Genomic DNA, 25366 nt, shown 5'->3' on the forward strand with positions numbered 1-25366 from the left:
AATTAAGCAAGTTGATTATATTTTGTTGATTTTGCAGCGTGTTTTTTATTCAGACAGCGAACTGGAGCATACCAGGGGCGGTTTGCATTACAGGGGCGCTCAGACTTTAAGCGCTGTAAGGATCGTGGCTTCTATTTTTTCTGGGGTAGTGAAGGGGGCAAAACGCTTGAGCGGCTTGCCGTCACGCCCGATCAGGAACTTAGTAAAATTCCACTTGATCCGCCCACCCAGCACGCCGGGTAATTCGTCTTTCAGGTAACGAAACACCGGGTGTGTAGCGGCACCGTTGACTTCCACTTTCTCAAACATCGGGAAGCTCACACCGTAGTTGATGTGACAGGTTTGCGCGATTTCGTCTGCTCCACCGGGCTCCTGATTACCGAACTGGTTGCAGGGAAAACCAAGCACTACCAGACCCTGCGCGGCGTACTTCTTGTAGAGCGCTTCAAGGCCTGCATATTGTGGCGTGAAACCACAATGGCTGGCGGTATTAACCACCAGAACCAGTTTGCCAGCGTAGTCGGCCATAGAGATGGGCTGGCCATGCAAACTGGTGGCAGTCAGTTGATGAAAGGGGGTCATGCCGGATTCCTCAAATTAGATAGCATTACTCATGTTGCCCGCGAGTGACAGGCTTCGCTGCGTATCTATTTATTATGATCGCAACTGCAGGATTAATAAACTTGCCATTGGTGCAGGGCAAAAATAGAAATTCTCTGCGGTTCAGTTATGGACATTCCATAATTTATATTAACCAGGCTGACGAGCGTTCCATTCGTCGCGCGTGATTTCCCAGAGTTCAGAATCCAGCAAACCGCTGACATACTCTTTCTTTTCTGTCCTGATAAGCCGCATGCCGCTACTGTCTGAAATACGTCTGGAACGGATATGAGGATACTATATAGCGAACTATCTCCCAGCGTGGATAAAGCACCTGAATCTGCGAGGCATCTTCGGCTTCTAATGGTTTTAACAGCAAACGTTTCGTATGGAGTTTTGGTATTTTCATACTCACTTTTCCTGCTCAAGCAAGAGAAAAGAATCAATGTGGGGAGGATTTTGAAAAAATATTAATAACCAGAACCCCAGCACAAATTAGAAGCATGCCTGCGATCGCCGGAAAATCTAGCTTTTGCCCACTTACCAACCAGCCTAAAAGGCTGATTAATACGATTCCAGCACCTGACCAAATTGCGTACGCAATACCCGTTGGAATGGTCGACAGGGTCTGGGAGAGAAGATAAAAGGCTGTGCAGTAGCACACAATAGTTGCTACAGATGGCCATAAGCGTGTAAATCCGTCAGAGAACTTCATCAGGGTTGTTCCTATGACTTCCGCTACGATGGCCCCGGCAAGGAAAATGTATGAATTCAAAATCTGATCCCATGTAACAATCTAAAACAATTATCGTATCACATAGGGTGAGATGCGTTTGAACGCAACGCTAACTACTTTAGTTTAGTTTAAAAAATGTCATCTTCGTGGCACGTAACGGATCGTCTGAAGCGCCGTGAGGTGTTCTATCAGCAAGAAGCGGACGTGTACGCGTTTTCTGAGATCCTGTATATGCAGGAGGCGGACTATGCGTTGACAGCGAATTTTAGAATACGTATATTGTTATGTTATAACATAACTTGAATATGGAATTATGAAACTCACTTTCCCCCTGTTGATGCCTGTACTGCTGTTGCTTCCCCTGACTGGCGCAACTGCCGGCAACTATCCACTGACAATCGAAAACTGCGGCGTTACAGAAACCTTTAACCATGCACCTTCACGTGTGGTGACAATTGGTCAACATGAAACGGAACTCATGCTGGCGCTGGAACTGAAAGATAAAATTGTAGGCACTGCTGTTTGGTTTGGTGCATTACCCGATGATTTGAAAAAGCAAGGGGCGGGGTTAAAGCGACTTGCTGAGAATGCACCTGGATTCGAAGCCGTAGCGGCCCAGCGTCCTGAGCTGGTTCTTGCTCAGTACAATTGGCACGTTGGCCCGCAGGGAGAGGTGGCTACGCGTCAACAATTTGAACAATTGGGGATTAGGACCTGGATCTCTCCAGCCGACTGTACTGCAAAAACAGTCACAGCGACCTCCAACGGCGATGGCGCACGATCAAAACCTTACACAATCGATATCATTCTTGATGAAATCTCGGCGCTGGCGCGCGTTTTTGATGTGCCAGCACGTGGTGAAGCTCTGAAGCAAAAGCTGTCTGAGCGCATTGTCGCCGCGCAGCAGCAAATCCACATGCAACCGCAAGCGCCGCTTAAAGTGGTTTACTGGTTTTCAAGTCCCCGTCTGAAAGGCGATCCATGGATAGCAGGCAGTAAAGGCGCGCCAGGCTGGATTAATAAAACACTTGGTCTGAACAATATCATCGATTCTGATGAGGAGTGGCCTGCGGTGACCTGGGAGCATATCGTTAAGTCTCAGCCTGATATTATTGTTATTGCGAGTATGGAAAGACGGCTTTATCCCGCCGATGACGTAGAGACTAAAAAACGGTTCCTGGAAACCGATCCCGTCGCCCGTGAAATGCCTGCGGTCAAACAAGGGCATATCGTGGTGGTTCCTGCCATGTCGCTCAATCCATCATTGCGTAACGTAGAAGCAGTAGAACTGATTAGCCAGCAGATGAACGCTTTCGCTCCCTCCAGATGATGAGCAAATCTGTTTTTTACTGGCAAATCAGCCTGATAATTTCCTGCGGGATACTCAGTCTGCCGGTCATGATGATCCTTGCTGCGGCAACCGGCGATATACCGGTAAGTTTCGCGACTGCCTTTCGCGCAATAACCAATGGTCTGGGGCTAACGCACTTTGATTTACCCGCCGTAGAAGCAGGGATTGTCTGGCAGTACCGGATGAGTCGTGCGCTGATGGCGGCCAGCTGCGGTGGAGGGCTGGCGTTATGCGGGCTGGTTCTGCAATCATTGTTGCGTAACGCGCTTGCCGATCCTTATTTGCTGGGGATCTCTGCTGGTGCCTCAACCGGCGCCGTCAGCGTGATGTTGCTTGGTATTGGCAGCGGCTCCATCACGACGGGTGTCGGGGCGTTTATCGGAGCCTGTACCGCTTTTATGCTGATCATATTGTTATCGGGTGGTATGCGCGTGAACTCTGCACGCATCATTCTGGCGGGTATCGCCGGTACGCAGTTGTTTAACGCGTTAACATCGTACATTGTCAGTACGGCGGCCAATGCTGAACAGTCGCGCGGCGTTATGTTCTGGCTGCTGGGTAGCCTGAGTGGCGTACGCTGGGCTGATGCGCTGCTGTGCTTCGCTGTCGTCATCATCGGGTTGCTTATCGTGGTTTGCTATAGCCGCTCGCTGGACACCTTTAACTTTGGTATGGAAGTCTCCTCGACGCTTGGAACGCGAGTGCTTCAGGTACGCGTTATTTTACTGCTGACTACCGCGTTGATTACGGCGGTAATCGTCAGCGCCATCGGTGCTGTAGGCTTTGTTGGGCTGGTTATCCCACATATAACCCGCATGATCGCCGGGCATCGTCATTTGCTCACTATCCCTGTTGCTTTTCTTGCCGGATGCCATTTTATGATTCTTGCAGACTTGATCTCACGCACCCTTATTAGTCATCAGGTTTTGCCGATTGGCGTAGTAACGGCGCTTGTGGGCGCTCCTGTTTTTGCCATGATTCTGTACCGCAACCGGGATAAATAATTATGCATATCGTGGTTGATAAGCTAAGTGTGACGCTCCAGGCTCGTCGGGTGTTATCTGATATCAGTTTTGTTGCGCACCGTTCGCAAACGGTGGGGCTACTTGGTCCTAACGGCTCTGGTAAATCCACGCTGATTCGCGCGATCGCTGGCGTTCAGCCCTGCGCGTGTGAGGGGGTGAAAATTGGCGGCAAGCTGACAAGTAACTTGAGCCAGCGCCAGCTTTCCCGCACGCTTGCTTTTGTTCCACAGCATGCGGAGGCGGAAGCGGAGCTAAGTGTTATTGATATTGTTCGCCTCGGCCGCACGCCGCACCGTAATGCATTCACGCCATGGCGGCAAGCTGATGAAGATGCTGTACAACAGGCGCTTTCGATGATGAGGCTTGATGCTCTGACCCAGAGAACCTGGCAGCGTCTGTCTGGCGGCGAGCGTCAGCGCTGTCAGATAGCCCGTGCGCTCACCCAGCAACCGGATATTCTATTACTGGACGAACCAATTAATCATCTGGATATCCAGTTCCAGCTGGAGCTGATGCGCCTTATTTCCGCGCTGCCGATTACCGTGATTATGGCATTACACGATCTGAATCTGGCTGCAAAATATTGTCAGCACCTGGTCGTGCTGCATGAAGGTCAGGTTGTGGCGTCCGGTGAGCCTGCTGCTGTACTTACCCCGGAGCTGATTCAGTCTACCTGGCAGGTCGATGCGACCATCTGTCGAACTGAACGGGGAATGATGAATATCCAGTACGCCTGAAATAGGCCTACGCAGAAACCATTATCAATATTCAGCGTCCGCTGGATTAAATCACTGGAATGTCAGTTTTGAGCGAGAAGCGGATGTTTACACTCATGATCACCGCTTATGTACGCATTACGAACATAGCGCTGTATTAATCATCGGTAGCAGTTCAACTTAGCCATGTACACTTGCTTTGTACTAATATGTTTATCTAACAGATGCTTTAAAAAATCGCCTCAAAATGGATTTTTCAACATGACTAGAACAGAAAGACTTCTCGAATTACTACAAATATTAAGGGCACAAAGATATCCGATCACAGCATCCACCCTCTCAGAAAGATTGGGAATAAGTGTACGCTCCCTTTACAGAGATATAAAAACGCTGCAGCATCAAGGAGTATGCATTGAAAGTGGTGCTGGAATTGGTTATATCGTTAAATCTGACTTTCATTTACCTCCCTTAAATCTTTCTCATGAAGAAATAAATGCTATTACACTTGGGTTAAATTGGGTATCGCATAATACAGATTATAATTTCAAAATTACCGCAAAGAATGCGCTTGCGAAAATACATGCCGTCATTCCCAGTGAATTGAAAAATCTTATTGAGAGTCAATCCTATCTGATCGGTCCTTCAGAAAATAATGAGATTTTTTTTGAAGACATTCGCAATGCCATAAAAAAAAGAAAGAAAATCAAAATGAATTATTGTGATAAAAAAGATTCTTACACTTCACGAGTCATATGGCCCATCGGATTGGTGTACATGGAGTCGTGCTGGCTTTTGGTTGCATGGTGCGAGATGAGAAATGATTTTCGTCATTTTAGAACTGACAAAATTGAAGATATTGTGCAACTTGACTCCATATATAGTGAAAGCAGGACAGTTTTATTGAAAAAATGGAGAATAAAAGAAGGGATCTGCGAGGGGAAAGAGTACTGACAAAAACTGTCACAGATGGTTTGTATACTATCCCGGATGAAAGACTCAATTCTACTTCATAGGGGGTGGTTATGAATTTCCAGAATAAAATTGCCGTTATAACAGGAAGCACTACAGGTATAGGTGAGGCCGTCGCAGAGCAATTACATAAGCATGGTGCAAAAGTTGTTATTGTATCCCGCTCGTCAGAACAGGCTAAACAAAAAGCGGAACAATTATCTTCACAGGGACAACAAGCCATGGGAATCGGATGTGATGTGTCACAGCCCGAACAAGTACGGCAAATGATAGATGAGGTTATCAAACATTTCGGCAGACTTGATTATGCTGTAAATAATGCAGGCTTAACAGGTGAACATGGTAAAAATATAACAGAGCAGACAGTTGAAAACTGGGATAAGGTTATTGCTACCTCATTGAGCGGCGTTTTTCACTGCCTAAAATATGAAATACCCCAGATGATGAAGTTTGGTGGATCTATAGTTAATTTATCTGCAGTAAATGGTCTGGTTGGCATTCCTGGATTAGCACCTTACACCGTGGCTAAACATGGTATAATCGGTTTAACCCAAACCGCAGCGCTAGAGTTTGCATGTCAAGGCATTCGAATCAATGCAGTCGCTCCGGGCTATGTCCAAACCCCAAGAATGAGTGAGTTCCCTGAAAATATTGTAAGTAGTTTCGCAAATAGCCACCCTATGAAAAGGATGGCAAAAATGCAGGAAATAGCAGACTTCATATTGTTTTTGCTGTCAGACAATTCTGCATTCTGTACCGGAGGCGTTTATCCAATCGATGGAGGTTATTTAGCTGAGTAGAAAAAACCAAAGTCTTTTTAAGTGTAAGAATTGCTTTGCCAAAGTGGTAGGCTCAATGGAAGCGTTAGAATATAAAATTAACGCTTCCATTACAGGGCTAGTGAAAACAATATTTTCGTTATGGATTAATATGTGTATAGATGATTGATTCATACATCATGCCATTAGCAACGTCCGCCCCTGGCACACAACTGACGTCGGTATCAAGCAAACCGACGCCCGTTAATATTAAGCTGAACGATTAATTAACCTATTCCCCCGTTTCGTCATCTTCTTGTTGAGACCCTGATACCATTACGGTCAGTGTCATCTACTTCACAACACACATCGGCCTGCCAGATGCCGGCTCGGGGTGTATCTCCGTATCCACGCTGAATACGGTTCTTAGCAATCCAGGGTTCATCACCTCTTCTGGTGTGCCTTGTGCCATAACATGTCCGTTCGCCATCACCACCAGATGATCGCAGTACCGGCTGGCCTGATTAAGGTCATGCAGCACTGCGACCACCGTTTTCCCTTGGGCCCGGAGTTCGCCCATCAACCGCATCAGTTCTACCTGGTGATTGATATCGAGATAGGTGGTTGGCTCATCGAGGAGTACAACGGGCGTATTCTGGGCCAGGACCATCGCCAGAAAGGCGCGCTGGCGCTGACCGCCGGAAAGTTCGGTTAACCGTCGTTCGGCAAGATGATGGATTAGGGTCTGGCTCATGGCGGTATTAACCCGCGTATTGTCTTCAGCGGAAAGCCGCCCCCAGAGTGACAACCACGGGTTGCGGCCGTACGAAACCAGCTCCCGGACGGTGATCCCCTCTGGCGTTAAATGGTGCTGTGGCAGCAACGCCAGCGTGCGAGCGAGCTGGCGCGATGAAAACGCGTTAATGAGATGATCGCCGAAAAATACGCTGCCGGACTGCGGCATTAACAGCCGTGAAAAACAGTTTAACAACGTCGATTTCCCGCAACCGTTAGGGCCGAGCAGGGCGGTTATCTTCCCCGCTGGCAGTGCGAGTGAAACGCCGTCAAGCACCTTATTTGTACCGTAACAGACCGTCAGATTCTCAGTTCGTAATGTCATTTATCGCATTCTCACAAGCAGCCAGACAAACCATGGCGCACCGATAATGGCGGTCAGCACGCCAGCTGGAAGCTCCAGCGGGGGATGAATAATTCGCGCCAGCATATCGGCAACCACCAGCAGCAATGCACCTGCCAGGGCCGAAACGGGCAGCAGCCAGCGGTGACGTCCGCCGGTAATGCTGCGCACCATATGCGGCACCACAAGCCCAATAAAGCTGATCGGGCCGCAGACGGCCACGCCGGTTGACGTCATAGCAACAGCCAGTAGCAAAGCCCGGAACTGGGTACGCGGTACCGACACACCGAGCGTGGTGGCGCGCGCATCGCCCAATGCCAGGAGGTCGAGATCGCGGCAAAAACTCAGGCTCAGCGGCAGAAACAACATCAGCAGCGGGAGGGCAATCTTCACAAAGCTCCAGTCACGGCCCCATAAACTGCCGGTTAGCCAGAGCAGGGCGCTGTTCACATCCTGCGGGCGCGCGAGCATCAGATAATCCGTCAGGCTGGCCCAGCAGGCAGAAAGCGCGACCCCTGTGAGCGCCAGCTTTATCGGTTGGCTGGAGTTTGCCAGCATTTTCAACAGGATCAGGCCCGCCATACCACCGGCAAAGGCCAGCGGCGGTAGTGCAATCACCGGGAGTGACGGCAAGAGAAGCAGTGCGCCCACAGAGGCCAGGCTGGCGGCATGGTTTACGCCGAGTATATCCGGCGATGCCAGGGGGTTACGCACGATCCCCTGCACCAGCACGCCTGCGACCGCGAGGGCTGCGCCAACAAACAGCGCCAGCAGCAGTCGCGGCAGGCGGTACGCCGTTAACACGTAATGATACTCGCGCCCGGTTTGCCAGTCGGTCAGCAGGGCGCGCCAGGGAACGGAGATCACTCCCATTTGCAGCGACAGCACTGAAAATCCTGCCAGCGCGAGGGCGATGAAAATAACTAGCGCAATTTTCATCCACGCCTCCTGACCAGCCAGACAAAGCAGGGCGCACCAATCAGAGCCACCACGGCTCCCGCGGGTAATTCGCCAGGGAAGGCCAGTGCGCGGGCCAGAACATCGGCCAGTAGCAGCAGCGTGGCGCCCATAAGCATGCTCATCGGCAGGACTTTGCGCTGGTCGAATCCCACCCAGAAGCGAGCCAGATGTGGCATCAGCAGGCCGATAAATGCCACCGGGCCAGCCACGCTGACGCAGGTACCGACCAGAAGCAGCACCAGAATGTTGATGATTAAACGTAGCTTCGGCAGATTCACCCCCAGCGTGCGGGCGGTGCTGTCGCTGACGTTAAGCAGGTTCAGTTGATTAGCCATCAGCAACACCACCGGTACAGCAACCGCCACCACCGGGAAAAGCTGCCAGAATTCCTGCCAGCGTGCGTGGGATACGCCTCCCGCAAGCCAGTAAAAAATGCCGTAGGCATGATCTTCCGTCAGCAGCAGGGTGATACGGGTCAGGGCCATACAAAAAGCCGAGAACGCGATACCCGCGAGGATCAGTTTGTTTCTGTCCTGGGTATGGCGGAATCCACCGCCTGCGGTCATCACCAGCAGCCAGCTTACGCCGCCGCCGCAGGCGGCGATAAAGGCGATGGAGTAACCCGTTATGGACACAGGGCTGATGGCGCTGGTGAGTGCCATCGCCAACGCCGCGCCGCTGTTAATGCCGAGTAGCGAAGGGGAGGCCATTGCATTATGCGTCAGCGTCTGCAGCAGCGTTCCCGCGAGAGCCAGGCTTGCGCCGATCAGAATGGCGACCAGGCTTCGCGGCAGACGAAGGTTTTGCACCAGCGCTTGTGGAAGCGTCGGCACATGACCCGGCAGCAGGGCGCGAATGGCGTCAACGCCAGAAACAGGAATGGCCGAGTAGCAAAACAGACTCAGCCAGAAGATTGCGATAAGCGCGACAAGGGGAAGTCCCCACTGCAACGCTGGATGTTTGAAAACTGTCATTTCACATCGGATAAAGGCTGGTGATGAAAGATTTTTACCGTGTCGCTGGCAATGCGTTCGGCCGCGAAAATGCCGCGCATTCGCGCCCAGGCGTTACTGTCGACCGACGCCGTCTGCTGTTTTTGCGCCGCGGTTAACATCTGCCATAGCGGGTCTTGCTGCCAGCGTTTAACGATGCTTTCTTCGCGATAGTGCGCGACCAGCAGCCATGCAGGATTGAGCGCCAGCAACTGTTCCAGTCCGATGGACGGCATAGACGCGCCCGACATCGCCGCAGGTACCGTCAGCCCCAGAGCGGTCAAAACGCTCCCGGTCCAGGTCTCCTGCGTGTGCAGGTTGAACTGCTGCTCCCGAGAGGTACCGAACAACACCAGCGTGCCTTTTGGCAACTGGCTGGCCCATGCCGACATCTGTTGTTTGTGTCGCTCCAGACGTAACTGCATCTGTGCCTTCTTGCCAACGACTTCACCGATGATGGCCGCAGACTGCAGATTTTCAGCGTAGGTTTCATTGCGAGACTTAAGCAGCAGCACCGGTGCGATTTGCTGTAATGCGCTGTAAATAGCCGCATGGCGGCTGCTGTCGGCAATGATCAGATCCGGTTTCAGCATGCTGATAGCTTCTAAACTTGGCTGTGCACGCGTGCCGACAGATTGCCAGGGGTTAAGACGGGCGCGAACCTCTGGAAGAATGCGCGCGGCGTCGTTATCGTCGGCAATGCCGACCGGACTGACATCGACGGCGGCCAGTGCATCCGCGAACGACAGTTCCAGCACGACTATCCGCTGTGGCGTTTTATCAAGCGTAAAGGTGCCATGTTCGTCATGTATCGTGGCGGCAAAGGCGTGACTGGTGAGTAGCAGAGCGGCGAATAGCGTGCGTAATGGTGTGAACATGTGAGTTGCCTGTGTCTTGTGGCGCTGCGCTTACCCGGCCTGTAAAAAACAGCATTCAGGCCGGGCAAACGGGATTTAGAACTTCAACGACCCCTGCATATACAGCGTGCGCGGTTGGCCTGTGTAGATGCCTTTGTTGTTGTCGTCGTAAGAGCGGGTGAAATACGCCTGGTCGAAAATATTTTTCACGCCGAACGCCAGATTCAGGTCTGCCATCTGCGGACCAAAGTCATAGGCTACGCGTGCGCCCCAGAGCATGAAGCCAGGGATGCGGCCGGTGCTGCCGTCGGCACTCTCTTTAACGGTATTGGCGTTATCCGCAAACTGGCTGGACTGGAAATCGCTGTTCAGGTTGAAGGTCCAGTTGCCCGGCTTATAGTCCACGCCCAACGTGCCTTTGTGTTTCGGCGAGAAAGGCACCTGATTGCCGTAGGTATCGCCTTTCTCACGAATCTCGGCATTCACATACGCATAGCTTGCGTAGACCGACACGTCGTCGAGCGTTGGCGTCAGCGTGCCGAGGTCATAGCGGGCCTGGGTTTCCAGCCCGGTATGGCGCGTTTTACCGCGTGCGGTAACGGTGTCGTTGGTCTGGTTAGAATCGTACTGATTATTAAAGTTAATCAGGAACAGCCCCATTTCCGCTGTCAGCGCGCCATCGTCGTATCGGGTTCCAAGCTCCCAGGTTCGCGCTTTTTCCGGTTCCACATTGCCGCTTTGCACAGCCTTGCCAATTTGGCTGTACTGTACGGTGCCGAACGAGCCTTCGGTGTTTGCATAAAGATTCCAGCTGTCAGTCAGGTGATAGAGCACGTTTAGCGCCGGAAGTGGGGCGTTATAGCTCACTTCCTCATGTGTGCCCTTGATGGCGTTGTTCTGATATGACTCGATATGTTCAAAGCGCATACCCGGTGTGATAGTCCAGTTGCCGACGTCGATTTTGTCATCCAGATACCAGGCGTGCGCTTCGGTGCCGGAACGGGTGTCGCGATCGTAAGGGCTGGCGTTGGACGGCAGTTGTCCGCTGCTGGTGGCGGTGTAGTAACGCATTTCATGGGTCGACTCGCTCACATAGCGGTAACCTACGCCCACTTCGTGCGCGGAAGAGCCCATCATAAAGCTCTGACTGTAGCGAGGTTCAATGCCACGTACCCAGTAGTTACGCGGTGAAAGGGTGAGGCGTTTGCCCTGTTCCAGGTAGCCGCTGCGTAGGGTTTCGGTGTAGAAGCCCTGAATATTGAATTTATGCTGGCTGTCTGGCTGGAACTGATAGCCGAGGCTTGCCAGCTTGCGGCGTCCCCAGAAGCGATCGTAAGGGCGCGTGGATTGCCAGCGATCGGCGTTGTAATCCGCGCGAGACAGGCCACCGGGCATGTCGGCTTCACCGTCGTAGTATTGCAGCAGGCTGTTGAAGGTATGCACTTCGTTTGGCGCATATTTGCTTTTCAGCATCAGGTCGTCGATGCGCGTCGCGCTGTGTTCGCGCCAGTCGCTGCCGCGAGTGCCGGAGTATAGCAGGGCGGTACCAAAACCGTTATCTGCCGTACCGCCCATCATCAGGTTGTGTGTCTCTTTTGGATTATTCTGTGAGGACGTTGGGCTGAGCTGGCCTTCCACGCCGGCTTCGATACCGAAGTCTTGCGGAATAGCGCGGGTGACAAAGTTCACCACGCCGCCCACGCTCTGCGGCCCGTAACGCACTGCTCCACCGCCGCGCACCACGTCGATGGCGTCCATATTTCCGAGCGAGACGGGTGCCAGTGAAAGCTGTGGCTGGCCGTAAGGGGCAAACGGCACGGGAATACCGTCCATCAGTACGGTTGATCGACTGGCGAGGCGCGGGTTCAGACCGCGAATACCAAAGTTCATTGCCAGATCGTGGCTGCCGGTACCGTTGTTTTCCGGGGCGGTGACGCCAGGAATGCGGTTCAGCACCTCGCGCATAGTTGTCGCACCGGTTTTGGCGAAATCCTCACGGCGGATAACGTCACGTGCGCCAGCATGTTCGAATACGTCGTTTTCGCGCGCATCTCCCAGCCAGTCGCCCACTACGGTCAGAGCATCTTCTTGCGGGGTTGGCGCAAGCTCGAGCGTCCAGCTGTTATTGCCCAGCGATTTCACCTGCAGGCCGCTACCGCTCAGCAGGTGTTGCAGACCAGTTTGGACGTCGTAGTCACCGTGAAGACCGTCACTCTGTTTACCGCGCGTCAGGCTGGCGTCAACCGACAGGGTAATTCCGCTGAGCGCGGCATACTGGTTAAGGGTTTTATCGAGCGAACCCGGAGCGATATCAACCTGTGCTGCGAAGGCGGATAACGATAACCCGGCCAGCGGCAGCAGGCTCAGGCGAATGGCGTTAACCAAAGGTGTTGTTTTGCGAAAAACGCGTAAAGGCGTCATACCTTCTCCATCATCATTTTTGTTGTGTTCAGCTATGAGTCGAACGAGAAGGGGAAAAAGGACAATCGAAATGAGAATTATTTTTCTTACAATGCGGAAATATTTACCCAGTATCGTGTAACTGACTGAATTTTCACTGGAAGGGTCTGGGCAATCACATCCAGGATCGCATCAGTATTTTTCAACGGGAAAGTTCCACTCAGGCGCAGTCCGGCCACAGCCGGATCGCAACGCAGCACGCCGTTGCGATAACGGCCGAGCGCGGCAATCACTTCACCCAGCGGTTTATCGCTGAAGCTCAGAACGCCCTGGGTCCAGGCGGCGTTGTCATCATCCGCTGAAGCTATCGCACCAAACTCAGACGCGCTAAACAGCAGACTCTCACCAGCGTTGACGATGCGTTTTTCCTGCGGACGGTTTGCCAGTACGACTTCAACAGCGTGCTGTTGAACGGTGACGCGCGTGGCGTTGAGCTGCTGGAAGACGGTAAATTTCGTGCCTAAGGCGGTGAGCTGACCCTGGCGGGTCATCACCCGGAAAGGCCGACGCTGGGCGTCTTTTGCCGTGGTAATGGCAATTTCACCGTACCAGAGGTGAATAGCGCGCTGTCGCGTATCAAAACGAACATCTGCGGCGCTTTGCGTGTTGAGCGTCAGCAGCGAGCCATCGTCCAGCCGCTGATGGCTGACCGCGCCTTTGGCGGTGCGGTAGTCGGCGCGCAGCCCTTCACCGGCTTCAGATTGCCAGAGCTGCCAGCCGCCGCCCACGCCCAGCAGCAACAGTAACCCTTTCATGACGTGGCGACGGGTAAGGCGCGTATCGTGCAATGCCCGGCTGGCGACATCGCCCGGTACGTGGCTGAGTTGGCTGCGCAGGTTTTCAACCTGTTGCCATGCCCACTGATGATCTTTGTCCTCTTCATACCATTGTTGCCAGCGCGCTTCCTGCTGTGGGCTGACGCGCTCGCCGCTCAATACGGCATACCAGTGTGATGCCGATCGCAATGCCTGGCGGCGAGAATCGGTGATAGAAGCGCTCACAGGCCGTGCTCCAGTCGAAACAGCAAACAATGTTCGATAGCCTTTGCCATATACTTTTTCACCGAGCTGACGGAGATACCCAGCTTCAGCGCGATCTCGCTGTATGTCAGACCATCCAGTTGCGAAAGCAGAAACGCTTCGCGTGTTTTGCCATTTAGTCCGTCAAGCATGCTGTCGATGATTTGCAGGGCTTCGAGCTGGCTTTCCCGTACCTCGGGCGAAGGCGCCAGCCCCTCAGGCATAAGCGCCAGCATCTCCAGATAGGCTTTCTCCAGCGCGTGTCGGCGGAACAGGTCGACCATCACTCGTTTGGCGATAGTGCACAGGAAGGAGCGAGGATCGCGGATTGTCGAGAGCGTGTCGCTGCCCATTACCCGTAGAAAAGTGTCCTGGGCAATGTCATCTGCATCAAAGGCGGACTGGAGTTTGCGCGTCAGCCAGCTTTTCAGCCAGCCGTGATGTGCGCCATAAAGCGACTCGAGCGTAAATGAAGCAGTGGTAGTGGCGTGGTCAGACATGCGGAATGCATCAAAAGTTAATTATCACGCGGTCATATTAATATGAGAATGGTTATCATTACAATTAGAAATATAAATTGTAAGTCGTTGAGGGTTTTAATATGTTGTTTTTTATGAAAAATAGTTTCAGAGACTCATTAGTATGAGCGGAGACTGCTATTCCGTCCTGACCTGACGACCAGAAAGCAGGATCACTAAATCTTCCACAAGCCCAAAACACCAAAAATATGATCTGACAGGTACATATGTCAATGTGACTGCCGCTGCCAGATCAATTAAATCTTACTATATGAAAAATAGGCAATTTCCATATTATGCACTTAAGCTAACAATGATTAGGAGGCATAAACTGAAAGGAGCTCTTTAGCTGCCAGTTGACCAAGTGCATTGGCCGCAAAAGGACTGTCCCCAGTGAGCACCTTACGATCCTTGTAAACACTTCCTTTAATGTCCTCATTAACAATGTTCATCCCCATTTGCTTAAGCGCTTCGCCAAAATACCATGTGAGGTGACCAGGCATATAACCTATATCAGGCGTCTGCTTATCAGCTGAATCAGGGAAAGCACAAATAGAATAGCCTTTAAGAGGGTTATCGCCATTACGTAGCGAAAGGAATGCTGCAGGGCCATGGCAAAGGGATATGACGAAGCGGTCATTGTTCATGAACCAGCGAAGGGTATCGGCTACTTCGCTGCTTTCTGGCAGTCCAATCAGTGCGCCGTGGCCACCAGGAATAAACACGGCAGCATATTCACTTTGCTCGTTCAGGCTACTCAATATATTGGACAATTTTTCAGGATTTTGAAACTTAGCCCTATACCCGCTGAAAAATGGCATAATTTTTTCATCCTTATGCGGCATGGCCCAGTATTCGAACTTGGTCATGTAACCTGATATTGTCGCAATGTCAAAATCAAAACCGGCGGCATGCAGGTGATACATTGGAATCAGCGTTTCAACAGGATGGTTTCCCGTTGAGAACAGAGCCCCGCTATCAGTCATCAGGTAACGCTCATCCGCAGCGATGACCAGCACCTTTTTCTCTCCCATGTACTGTTTGGGATAGTTGTAGTCACTAAGGTCAGATACTGGGCTGGTAAACTGACTCAGAGAATAGTCAGAAGGGAAAAATGCGTTTTCTTCAGCATGATCCACTTTCGGGTGTTTACTTTTATCATCTGTCATTACGTATTCCTCGTTGATTGATGTTAACTCTCTTTCCCGGGTCTGAATTCGCCGGTTTTTACCATGAAAAGCCTTCCGTTCAGTTCACTTCAGCCCGGTGCATGCTTTTAGCGAATGGCCTCTACATGAACGAAACTGAAAAATAGGCTACAGTCAGAACCACACCATAAAGCAACTTCTCTCATATGCTGTTTCAGAGAATTCAGACCACCCTCAGATATTCTTCATCTGAAGAATAGTATTTATAGTTATCCTGATCACATCTGAAAGCGATTGTTGCTTATACCTGGCGCATGACAGATCCAATACCTGCTGGTTGGGTAACAAGCAGGTACGTATACCCATTTATGATAGTGAATTAGCACCCAGGTTCAGGTGACTGTAAAACTGCTGCTCCAGTTTCAATTCCAGTACTGAACGAATCTCAGATGCCAGGTTCTTATAAAATCCTGAAAGCTCATCATTCTTACACAACAAAACAATTTTGCGACGCTCTTTGGGTTTATTGATCTGAATGATCTTCAGTGAGTCAGAGAAAGCTGGAAAGGTGGTAATAAATAACGGCGTAGTCAACGTCCATCCGTACCCGCAGGCAATTAGCTTTAAAATCTCATCAGCATTATCAATTTCAAACTGAATTGAAGGGGATAAATTCTGCCATTTCAGCCAGTTGAGTGTCTGGATCCCTGTTGGCGTATTTTTTGTATAAGCAATGTAATTCCGTTGCTTACATAATTCTTCCAATTCTGTTTCCGGCCATCCTTTTGGGCAAATACAGAGGAATTCCTCCTCAATCAATGGGTACATTTTAACATTGGGCGGCATTTCCGTATGCAACATCGTTACAGCCAGATTAATATCCCCCTTATTCAGCGCCAGGAGCAATCCTGATGCTGTGCCAGTTACCTGTAAAATATGCTTCACCTGTGGTTGCAGGAACTTAAGGATATCCAAACCAACAGTTTTACTAATTGAATCCACAAAACCAATTTTCAGATGTGAGATATGTCCATCGCTTATAGCATTGATATGTTCTTGAAGGTGGACACCGTTATCAATAATTTTTTTCCCAAGTGGGTAGAGAGCCTGCCCGGCTATTGTCATCTGGATTGGTCGTTGAGAACGGTTAACCAGAGCAGTATTTAAGGCGAGTTCCAGGTTCGCAACCTGCTGTGAAATTGATGACTGGGTTACGCTAAGTTTCTTGGCTGCAGCTGTAAATGAGCCTGTATCTATCACGGCCAGAAATGCCTGTAATTGCTTAAAATCGAAGTTGATATCCTTCATTTACACCCCGGATTATTACTGTTTTTAATAGTATCTATCTAACTTTTAAATGGTATTTTTTCTTTGAGCTACTTCAAACTATCTGTCATATCGGTAATTTAATGTATTGGCAACCTTAATACACAAGAGATAGAAAAATGCGTGAAGAGAAGGACCTATTAGGAACTTTAATGGTGCCAGACGAGGCTTACTACGGTATTCAAACACAACGTGCGGTGCTGAATTTCTCAGTGTCAGGAAAAACCGCAGGAGAAATCCCACACTTTTTATGGTCTATCGCCGTAATCAAGCAAGCAGCAGCACAGGCTAACAGACAAATTGGTGCTCTGGATCAACAGAAGGCATCAGCCATCGTTAAAGCGTCAGAGGAGGTAATGGCCGGAGATTATGATGCCCATTTCCCTATTGATATATTCCAGGGGGGAGGTGGCACTTCAACTAACATGAATATGAATGAAGTGGTCGCAAACCGTGCCAATGAGATTATCACTGGCAAACGTGGATATGATGAGATTCACCCGAATACCCACGTTAATATGGGACAGTCAACCAACGACGTCATTCCAGCGGCGATGAAAATGACCAGCCGTATGAATATAAATCAACTGTTAGTTCAATTAGAAAGACTTGAAGCCGTGTTGTCAGAAAAAAGTTGCTTGTTCGCTGACAAGGTAAAGTTGGGGAGAACCTGCTTACAAGATGCAGTGCCGATGACGTTTGGCCAGCAATTTGGCGCTTATCGCACGCAGGTCAGTAAACTTAAAGCGAAAATGGTGGAAGTAAGCGAAGAAGCATTATTTTTACCGTTGGGAGCAACAGCAATAGGTACAGGATTATCCACTCACGAAGGATATCTTCCGGCAGTTTATCAGTGGCTGGAAAGTATTACTGGAGATAAATATGCCCCAGAATCAGATTTCTTCGATGGTCTCCAACATGGTGATTTCTATATTGAATTTTCCTCGCAGCTAAAAAAAATAGCTGCATTTCTCTCAAAAATGGCTACTGATTTTCGTATTCAGGGTTCAGGACCAAGAGCCGGTTTTAATGAAATTATTGTTCCTGCTGTTCAACCCGGCTCGTCAATTATGCCGGGAAAAATTAATCCAGTGATGCCTGAATTGATAAATCAAATTGCGTATCAGGTAATTGGCAATGACCTGACGGTGACGATGGCTGTTGAGGGGGGGGAACTGGATCTGAACGTGTGGGAACCGGTATTGTTGAAAGCTCTCTTTGAGTCCTGCTCGTTATTGAGTAAAGGTATACCCTTATTTATTGATAACTGCCTGAAGGATATAGCGATCAACGAAGAAGTGAGCACGCGTTATGCAGAGGAAAGTACGGCGCTTTCGACCATCATCGCAACACTGTTTGGCTATCAGGTTGGGTCCAGAATTGCTAAGGCTGCGTATCAGCAGCAGACCAGTGTAAAACAGGTCGTGTTAGCAGAAAAGCTGCTGACGCCAGAACAGGCAGATTATTTGCTTGACCCAATGAATATGACTGACCCACAAAAAAGTACAGCAGTAATTAAACGGTATAAAAAGGAAATGAATATTTCGTAGTCAACCGATGTGATAAACAACTAACTTTAACTTAAGGTAATGAATAATTATATTCATTACCTTTACATCCCTTTTGCGTGAATTATAATTTCAAATAGGTCAAATATATGGTGATTTTACATATCGCTTTATTGCTAGGGACTATCATGCTTGCCGCCCGTTGGGGAGGGATTGGCGTAGGGTTCGCTGGTGGGGTTGGATTAGCAATTGCAGTTTTTATTTTTGATGTTCCGGTTGGGAGCCCGCCTGTCGACGTTATGCTCATTATTCTGTCTACTATTGTAGCGCTCTCTGCAATGCAACAGGCTGGCGGAATGGATTATTTAGTAACTGTGACAGAGAAATTATTACGCAATAATCCAGGTTACCTTAATATTCTTGCGCCAACTGTGACCTTTATCCTGACAGTACTTTCCGGGACAGGTTATACCGCCATGTCTGTCATGAATGTGATTCAGGAAGTTGCAAAAGATAACGGCATCAGACCCAGTCAGCCATTAAGCTCTGCTGTTGTAGCCTCACAGTTAGGGATTACAGCCTCACCAATCTCTGCCGCCACGGCAATTATGTATGGTACAGTAGAGGTAATGGGAGTCAGTTTTGCTGATGCTATGTTGATTGTTTTCCCCACCGCTTTTTTTGCTGTGTTGGTTGCAGCTTTCATCGCCAGCAAACAGGGCGAAAAACTGGCTGATGATCCCGTTTGTAGGAAAATTATGCAGGAAAATAAAGTCGTTATAAATAAACATGTCAGCTATGAGACTCCCGCCAGCGCTAAATCATCGGTAGTGATATTCCTGATGGGTGTTTTATTTGTGGTTTGTATGTTGATGTTTAAGTCAGTTATTGGACACAAAATTAACTCCCGCGATTTAATAATCATCACCATGTTTGTTGTTTCCACGGTCATTATCTTTATATGCAAGTTGGATATGAAGGAGCTGAAGAATTCACCTATATTTAAATCTGGTGCTGAATCATTAGTAGTGGTATTAGGTATTGTGTGGTTAAGCAGTACGCTTATTGGCGCACACATTGACGAGATAAAAATACAAGCCAGTGATATGTTGCGTTTATATCCTGGATTACTTGCAGTTGTTTTTTTCTGTACCAGTGCAATGTTATTCAGTCAGGGGGCAACGTGTGCCTTATTAATGCCTATTGCTGCTTCTATTGGCATTAGTGCTGATGCGATTTTGGCCAGTTTTGTCGCGGTTAGCGCACTTTATCTCACTAATATTTATCCAACAACTGCATTTGCTATTGCAACCGATGATACAGGTTCATTTTTAAGTAAACGATGGAATGGTTCTAAGATAGTTAATCATCCATTCTTTTTGCCGGGCTGTATCTCTATAGTGGTTGCGGTACCAGTCGGTTTCATTCTGGCAAAAATCATTCTTTAACTAATATCATTTCTAAGCAAGTTCAGGACATGCCAGGATGTAACGCAGAATATTTTAGCGGGTTAAAGATAACTAACTTTTACTGTATTTGACCAATAAGCTGCGTGTCAGCTTCTGATAACTCCCGACGATAGTAATTCGTCGGGAGCTATCTTTATTTATCGAAAAGGGTGTTATCAGCGCTCAGAATACCGGTAAACCCAGACCTTGCTTCACTTCTCTTAATGTCTGCTGCGTAACTTCGTGCGCCTGTTCGCTTCCTTTTTTGAGCATCGCCATCAGCATGCCTTTATCCTGGATGTAGGTTGCCCGCCGCTCGCGCATCGGGGCGATAAGCTCTTGCAGGCACATCTCCAGCTCGTTTTTACATGCCCGGTCACCCAGTCCACCGCGCTGATAATGCGCTTTCATCTCAGCCACTTTCGCTTTATCCGGATGAAAAGCGTCGAGGTAAGTGAATACCATATTGCCGTCAATTTTCCCCGGATCGGAGACTTTTAGATGATTAGGGTCGGTGTACATTGCGCTGACCGCATGATGAATAGCCTCTTCGCTGGCGGATAAGAGTAATGTGTTACCGAGCGATTTAGACATTTTGGCGTTACCGTCAATCCCTGGAAGGCGGCTGGTTTCACTCAGCAACGCTTTACAGTGCGACAAGACGGGGGCTGGTAACAGGCTATTCATCTTATGTACGATCTCATTGGTCTGTTCAATCATTGGCAACTGATCGTCGCCGACGGGAACCACTTCGGCTTTGAAAGCTGTAATATCTGCTGCCTGACTGATGGGATAAACCAGAAAGCCAACTGGTAACGAGCGGGCAAAACCTTTCTGCGCAATTTCGTTTTTGACTGTGGGATTACGCTCCACGCGAGCTACGGTGACGATGTTCATATAAAGAGTGGTCAGCTCAGCGAGGGCGGGCAGTGCAGATTGCAGACAAATGGTAGTGAGTGAAGGGTCTATACCAGCGGCGAGGTAATCGGCCAGTACTTCGGGAATATTGTCCCGGATCTTTTGCGGCGTGCTGCCGTTATCGGTTAGCCCTTGCAGGTCAGCAACCAATATAAACTGCTGATAATCATGTTGCAGAATAGCACGCTGGCGCAGAGACCCAACATAGTGGCCAAGATGCAGCGGGCCGGTGGGACGATCGCCAGTGAGGATGATGGTTTTGTTGTTCATGTAAGACTCCTTAATCATAAAACCGAAAGGGGTCTTTAAATGCAAATAACCGCCTTTCGGCGGTTATCTAAAAATGGGGAAAACACATTCTGACCGCCTTTAAGAAGGCAGCCACCACTGGTTGTAATTAAAAGCGGTGATATCGTGTTTTATGTTCATACAGTCAACATATCACCGCCTGGCGCAGAGGTAAAGCAATGCACGTAATGCCGGCGTAACTCAACTTGCTTCCAGCATGCCAAAGCTAACGATGCGCGAACGTCCCAACTCTTTAGCACGGTACAGCGCGACATCTGCGGCGCGCAGCAAGTTGTCGCTCTGGGCGTGCTGTGGATAACTGGCAACGCCGATAGAGACATCGACGTGACCAATGTTAGAGACGCCAAAGCGCAGCGACAGCTCGCGTACGCCGTTGTAGATATCCGTTGCAAAGCGGTTAGCGGCCTGTTCATCCGTATTAGCCAGCAGCACCAGAAATTCTTCGCCGCCGTAGCGGAAGGCCATGCCGCTGTCGTGGACAACGCGTTGAATAGTCGCCGCGATACTTTTTATCACGCTATCGCCTGCCTCATGACCAAAGCGGTCGTTAATATTTTTGAAATGGTCGATATCGATCATCAGGCAGCTTATCGGCTCTTTGTTACGTACTGCCTGGCTCATTTGGGTGCGTAGCGTATCTTCCAGATGGTGACGGTTGCGCAGTCCGGTTAGCGGATCGTAGAGCGCTTTCTCCAGCAACGCATCGCGCAGGCGCTGGTTGGCTAACGCCAGACCGAGTGCTTCCGCCATCAGCTCCAGATACGCCCGTGAGGGAGCAGAATCTTTGCTGAGGTTCTGGAATGAGAGCAGACCAATGGCTTCACCCTGGGCAATCAGTGGCACGCACAAAGTGTGCTGCTGGCATGACTCCGGCAGATGATAGCAGGCGATATCGGGTTCGCCTTGCACCGGGGGATGGCTCTGACCACGGCGCACAGCCCAGCACTCGTCCGGGTGGAAAGCGTCTGCTTTGCCCTGTGGTGAAAGCCATTGCGCAACGCAGCGCATCTGCCAGGGTTCGCGGTCCAATATGTAAAGCCGCCCGGCAATACCCGGGGCAATATTTGGCGCAAACAGCTCGGCCACATTAATGACATCGGCAAAACTCTCGCAGCCCTGCAAACGTTGAGTCATGCGTGCCAGCAGCTCGCGGATAGCCCAGTCGGCATCTCTTTCTTTCTCCAGTCGTTGTCGTATCAGGCCGTTTTCGCGAAAAATTCGGATCGCCTGCGCCATATCGCCGATTTCATCGATCTGGTTAAAGCTGGGCGTTTCCACGGCGTAATCCTGCGACGCCAGACGGTTAACCACATCGCTCAGCCGTACAACGGGGCGTAATACGCGGCGTTTTAAAATAAAGCCGAGGACAAACAAAAATAGCAGTGCCGTTAGCCCGACCATCACTTCCGAGGCCGTACGTAGCGTGCGCGATGCCTGGGTAGCATCTTCAATGGTGTTGCGTACGCGGTTGTCGAGCAACTGACGGAAATGGTCTATCCGATCCTGGGCGCGCTCCAGCTCTTGTTCATAAGTTTTCCCGTACAGCAGGGCGATGGCCTGCGACTCTTCTCCGCGCGCGACGCTGGCAAGCGCCGTAGCTTGTTCATCCTGCAGGGCATCAACAATCTGTAGTCCTTCATGCAACAGCGCCAGCTCTTCATCCGTTGCCCCGATGTCTTTTAGCTTCGACAACCGCTGTTCCACCACTTTTAGCGATGCTTCTTTCTGACGGTAGGCATTAAGCGCCTCAGGATCTTTTGCAATAACATATTCGCGTGCCAGATCGGACAGCGACCAGGCGTCGAGCTCTACTTCTTCGGTCAGCTGATCGAATTGGTATCGCTGCTCCACCACCTGGCGTTCGGTGTTATCGGCGCTGGAGGCCATCAACATGACAACGCCGGAGGCTATGGTCAGACATACCGTCGCGCTGTAGGCCCAGTTGGTGATTGTGGCAATTCGCACTGATTAGTTCCTTCTGCGACGATTAATGAATACGCATGATTGAAATTATAGGAAACGTATGATTTTGCGTGAAAATAAAAAAGGCGGTCCGAGGACCGCCTTCTGTTATCGTCCTGCCATCATAAATCTGGAGGATTTTTTCCTTCTTCCATAAAGGCTTCGTCGATTCCTTCCACGTTACCTGCATGGTCACGCCCGGAAAACAGGTTCCAGCAGGTGATGAACAGTGCGGCAATCAGGGGGCCAATCACAAAGCCGTTAATGCCGTAGATCTCCATGCCGCCGAGGGTGGTAATCAGAATCAGGTAGTCCGGCATTTTGGTGTCTTTACCCACCAGCAGCGGGCGCAGGATATTGTCCACCAGCCCGACGATAATCACGAAGAAACCTACGATAAACAGCCCTTGCCACAACTGGTGCGTAGCGAAGAGAAATATTGCCGCTGGTACCCAGACGATTGCTGAGCCGACGGCGGGTACGAGGGATAGAAACGCCATCAGCGCGCCCCACAGAACGCTGCCGTCGATATCAACAATGGCAAACGCGATGCCGCCCAGGATACCCTGAACTAATGCCACTACCGCCGTGCCCTTGACCGTTGCCCGCGTGACCCCGACGAACTTGGCAAACAGGTGCTGTTTGGCAAAATCGGAAAGCGGTAATGAGTCCAGAATCTGGCGCACCAGGTACGGTCCGTCCTTCAGTAAGAAGAACAGTAGATACAGCATGATGCCAAAGCTAATAGCAAAGCCGAATGTTCCTTTGCCAATCAGGAACGCGCTGCCTGCGAGGTACTGTCCACCCTGCAGGACAATGTCGGACAGTTTTTTCTGAATCTGCGCGACGTTATCCAGATTATGTTCTGCGAGGAAACTTCTGGCCCAGTCAGGAAGATAAGAAATAATGGCGGTGACCACTTCGGGAAACTGAGTGTCGTTTTGTTGTAATTTGGCATAGACCACGTTCAGCTCAATAGCTAACGAGGAGAGGATTATCATCAGTGGGATAAAGACAATCAGACAAATGATGCCGATGGTGAGCAGTGACGCCAGCCCGTTGCGTTCCCCAAGCGCCGTGCGCAGTCTGTTTTTCACCGGGTTAAAGATAGTGGTCAGGATTGCGGCCCACAAAATGGCGGAAAAGTAGGGGGACAATACATCGAAGAATGCCCAGGTCACGAGGGCAAGTATGAAAATGAAGAAACCTTTAGTCAGTCCGTTAAATCGCATTAGTGAACCCTGTAATGAGAAGCAGTCACGACTATAGAACCGTTCAGGGGAATTACCAACTTTAGCTGCAGATATTAAGAAGAAAGATGACAAGGCATGAGCGGACGCCCTGTCATATGAAGGTTCTTTCCTGGCTTTTAAAGGTCAGCAGCGAAGGTCTGCTGCGAGCGAAGAGCGGACGTTGGCAGCTATTGTTGATCTCGCGGTGTTTTTTTAAAAATAGCATGCCGAAGGTATGCCGAATAAAATCAGCTCTTTTCAGTCGACCAAATTCAGTGTGCCACTTCAGTTCAATGAAGAGGAACTTTCGTATACTCTTTACGAAGTTAATGCATCATGGCGCAATCGTTCAGAAGGAAAAACGGAGATACGTTGTTTTCTTTATTCTTGGGCAAATGACACTGAAAACGATTACCGTCGTTACATTCGAGTATTTGATGAATGTGAAAAAAAATCTGATGCAATTAGTAAGTTAAAGAAAAAACACGACATTAACTAATTAACGCCCATAAAATAAGCGCCTCTACGGGCGCTTTTCTTTGTGAGGGAGGTACTTAATTTATCACCCCCGGAGGATCCTGTTCAGGAAATACCTTTTAACTTCGGGTTTAAGGAGAGAACTGAACTCCCACGCAAGTGCATAGCCTCCATCACCGCCTGCTTCATTTTCGAAACCACAAGTCTGGAAATAGCTGACGTAATTATCCAATAGGTAGTCATGCACCTCGACAAAAAAATCCTCGAAATTTACATCGTAATAACACTCTGACAGGCGTTGTGACTCCATGTGACGCGCCCGCTTTGTCTGACCGTTTCCGGCACAGAATACACCATCGAGATAGCTTATAGCGCTTTTTTCAATGCTTTTGAGCTGTGCTTCCGTTGTGCTTTGCTGGCACTGAAAGGCGCAGAACAGGTAGAAATTAGGGTTGTTGGTGCCGTATGAGCGGGATGTTAAATCGCCCATCGTAATTCCTACTTTCGCAAAGCCGAGGTCTCGGCTGTCAGCACCCACGTAAAACCATTTGTTGGGAGACTCAAAGTTCAACTTATCACGTTCCATGACTGCTGCCATTTTATAGTCGTCATCAGGAATTTGCAGGTCGTACATCTGTTGTGGCTTTTTCATGGTTCCCTCTATGCATTGTTGTTTGAAGTCTAATCAAAGTAAAAAACTGCCTGATATAACAAAATTTAAATCAGCGCAGGAAGGTGCCAACGATCACCAGATCGTCACTGGGTTTGCGCGCCAGCCAGATGTAACCCTGGCGTTCGAAGCGCTCCCAGATTTGCTCAAAGGTCTGGCCAGGTGGGTGGGCGCACTGGTTATGTCAAACCGACGGGCCATGAACTGGCCCGGGAAGTCTATGGGATTATCGTAGACCGTCCAGAGTTCAAGATTTGTCGATGTGTCAG

The 25366-nt window shown here is 49.9% G+C and carries 22 protein-coding genes and 1 pseudogene; 7 read left to right on the forward strand and 16 right to left on the reverse strand.

Annotated features, from left to right (window positions below; translation table 11 throughout):
• Window positions 1–99: 99 nt before the first annotated feature.
• From OGV94_RS09990 to OGV94_RS10000, 3 genes and pseudogenes are all read right to left on the reverse strand, one after another.
• Complete coding sequence (locus tag OGV94_RS09990; protein ID WP_043016478.1) at window positions 100–582, reverse strand: glutathione peroxidase; 483 nt, start codon at window positions 580–582, stop codon at window positions 100–102.
• Between the two features lie 168 nt (window positions 583–750).
• Window positions 751–1009 (reverse strand): annotated as a pseudogene (locus OGV94_RS09995) (hypothetical protein).
• A gap of 33 nt (window positions 1010–1042) precedes the next feature.
• Window positions 1043–1375, reverse strand: a complete 333-nt coding sequence (locus OGV94_RS10000; protein ID WP_063941528.1) for an EmrE family multidrug efflux SMR transporter — start codon at window positions 1373–1375, stop codon at window positions 1043–1045.
• A 274-nt stretch (window positions 1376–1649) separates the two neighbouring features.
• Here OGV94_RS10000 and OGV94_RS10005 point away from each other — a divergent pair, with 274 nt between their 5' ends.
• The 5 genes from OGV94_RS10005 (at window position 1650) to OGV94_RS10025 (ending at window position 6197) form a co-directional block, all read left to right on the forward strand.
• Window positions 1650–2666: an ABC transporter substrate-binding protein gene (locus OGV94_RS10005; RefSeq protein WP_080625118.1), complete on the forward strand. Its 1017-nt coding sequence runs from the start codon at window positions 1650–1652 to the stop codon at window positions 2664–2666.
• The gene (locus OGV94_RS10010) at window positions 2666–3691 is read left to right on the forward strand and encodes a FecCD family ABC transporter permease (protein ID WP_370638288.1); all 1026 of its coding nucleotides are present in this window, start codon (window positions 2666–2668) and stop codon (window positions 3689–3691) included. Before OGV94_RS10005 ends, OGV94_RS10010 begins: the two co-directional genes overlap by 1 nt.
• Window positions 3692–3693: 2 nt before the next feature.
• The gene (locus OGV94_RS10015; protein WP_167394264.1) at window positions 3694–4449 is read left to right on the forward strand and encodes an ABC transporter ATP-binding protein; all 756 of its coding nucleotides are present in this window, start codon (window positions 3694–3696) and stop codon (window positions 4447–4449) included.
• Window positions 4450–4689: 240 nt separating this feature from the next.
• The gene (locus OGV94_RS10020) at window positions 4690–5379 is read left to right on the forward strand and encodes a helix-turn-helix transcriptional regulator (protein ID WP_286523228.1); all 690 of its coding nucleotides are present in this window, start codon (window positions 4690–4692) and stop codon (window positions 5377–5379) included.
• A 71-nt stretch (window positions 5380–5450) separates the two neighbouring features.
• Window positions 5451–6197: an SDR family NAD(P)-dependent oxidoreductase gene (locus OGV94_RS10025; protein ID WP_087053221.1), complete on the forward strand. Its 747-nt coding sequence runs from the start codon at window positions 5451–5453 to the stop codon at window positions 6195–6197.
• A 310-nt stretch (window positions 6198–6507) separates the two neighbouring features.
• Here the strand turns inward: OGV94_RS10025 and fecE are convergent, their stop codons facing one another.
• The 9 genes from fecE to OGV94_RS10070 all read right to left on the reverse strand — a co-directional run bounded on the left by fecE (window position 6508) and on the right by OGV94_RS10070 (window position 16555).
• Window positions 6508–7275, reverse strand: coding sequence for a Fe(3+) dicitrate ABC transporter ATP-binding protein FecE (fecE, locus tag OGV94_RS10030; protein ID WP_286523230.1), 768 nt, complete (start codon window positions 7273–7275; stop codon window positions 6508–6510).
• A complete protein-coding gene (gene fecD, locus OGV94_RS10035) occupies window positions 7276–8232 on the reverse strand; it encodes a Fe(3+) dicitrate ABC transporter permease subunit FecD (protein WP_080625122.1) in 957 nt (318 codons plus the stop codon).
• Entirely contained in the window at window positions 8229–9227 is a 999-nt protein-coding gene (gene fecC, locus OGV94_RS10040) for an iron-dicitrate ABC transporter permease FecC (protein WP_043016466.1), read from the reverse strand. The genes fecD and fecC overlap by 4 nt, the downstream gene beginning before the upstream one ends.
• Window positions 9224–10123, reverse strand: a complete 900-nt coding sequence (locus OGV94_RS10045; protein WP_286523231.1) for a Fe(3+) dicitrate ABC transporter substrate-binding protein FecB — start codon at window positions 10121–10123, stop codon at window positions 9224–9226. Before OGV94_RS10045 ends, fecC begins: the two co-directional genes overlap by 4 nt.
• 75 nt (window positions 10124–10198) lie before the next feature.
• Entirely contained in the window at window positions 10199–12523 is a 2325-nt protein-coding gene (fecA, locus tag OGV94_RS10050) for a TonB-dependent Fe(3+) dicitrate receptor FecA (protein WP_193144900.1), read from the reverse strand.
• Between the two features lie 86 nt (window positions 12524–12609).
• The gene (gene fecR / locus OGV94_RS10055) at window positions 12610–13563 is read right to left on the reverse strand and encodes a ferric citrate uptake sigma factor regulator FecR (protein WP_286523235.1); all 954 of its coding nucleotides are present in this window, start codon (window positions 13561–13563) and stop codon (window positions 12610–12612) included.
• Window positions 13560–14081 carry a ferric citrate uptake sigma factor FecI gene (gene fecI, locus OGV94_RS10060; RefSeq protein WP_286523236.1) on the reverse strand — a complete coding sequence of 174 codons (522 nt, stop codon included), beginning with the start codon at window positions 14079–14081 and terminating at the stop codon, window positions 13560–13562. Before fecI ends, fecR begins: the two co-directional genes overlap by 4 nt.
• 335 nt (window positions 14082–14416) lie before the next feature.
• On the reverse strand, window positions 14417–15268 hold the full coding sequence (gene hchA / locus OGV94_RS10065) for a glyoxalase III HchA (RefSeq protein WP_043016461.1): 852 nt from the start codon (window positions 15266–15268) through the stop codon (window positions 14417–14419).
• A 345-nt stretch (window positions 15269–15613) separates the two neighbouring features.
• Window positions 15614–16555 carry a LysR family transcriptional regulator gene (locus tag OGV94_RS10070; protein WP_075146110.1) on the reverse strand — a complete coding sequence of 314 codons (942 nt, stop codon included), beginning with the start codon at window positions 16553–16555 and terminating at the stop codon, window positions 15614–15616.
• 137 nt (window positions 16556–16692) lie between these two features.
• On the opposite strand from OGV94_RS10070, the gene OGV94_RS10075 reads away from it, so the two are divergent.
• Both OGV94_RS10075 and OGV94_RS10080 read left to right on the forward strand, forming a co-directional pair.
• Window positions 16693–18123 (forward strand): aspartate ammonia-lyase, encoded by a 1431-nt coding sequence (locus OGV94_RS10075; RefSeq protein WP_075146111.1) that lies wholly within the window; start codon window positions 16693–16695, stop codon window positions 18121–18123.
• A 107-nt stretch (window positions 18124–18230) separates the two neighbouring features.
• On the forward strand, window positions 18231–19529 hold the full coding sequence (locus OGV94_RS10080; protein ID WP_286523239.1) for an anaerobic C4-dicarboxylate transporter: 1299 nt from the start codon (window positions 18231–18233) through the stop codon (window positions 19527–19529).
• 183 nt (window positions 19530–19712) lie between these two features.
• On the opposite strand, the gene trpS is transcribed toward OGV94_RS10080, so the two are convergent.
• The 4 genes from trpS to OGV94_RS10100 form a co-directional block, all read right to left on the reverse strand.
• Window positions 19713–20717 carry a tryptophan--tRNA ligase gene (gene trpS, locus OGV94_RS10085; RefSeq protein WP_181231376.1) on the reverse strand — a complete coding sequence of 335 codons (1005 nt, stop codon included), beginning with the start codon at window positions 20715–20717 and terminating at the stop codon, window positions 19713–19715.
• 219 nt (window positions 20718–20936) lie between these two features.
• Window positions 20937–22721: a diguanylate cyclase gene (locus OGV94_RS10090; protein ID WP_286523244.1), complete on the reverse strand. Its 1785-nt coding sequence runs from the start codon at window positions 22719–22721 to the stop codon at window positions 20937–20939.
• A gap of 119 nt (window positions 22722–22840) precedes the next feature.
• Window positions 22841–23950: an AI-2E family transporter gene (locus OGV94_RS10095; protein WP_047411496.1), complete on the reverse strand. Its 1110-nt coding sequence runs from the start codon at window positions 23948–23950 to the stop codon at window positions 22841–22843.
• Between the two features lie 562 nt (window positions 23951–24512).
• Window positions 24513–25079 (reverse strand): hypothetical protein, encoded by a 567-nt coding sequence (locus OGV94_RS10100; protein WP_286523246.1) that lies wholly within the window; start codon window positions 25077–25079, stop codon window positions 24513–24515.
• Window positions 25080–25366 lie beyond the last annotated feature (287 nt).

The organism is Citrobacter sp. Ce006 (genome assembly GCF_030336535.1).
Classification (GTDB): domain Bacteria; phylum Pseudomonadota; class Gammaproteobacteria; order Enterobacterales; family Enterobacteriaceae; genus Citrobacter; species Citrobacter europaeus.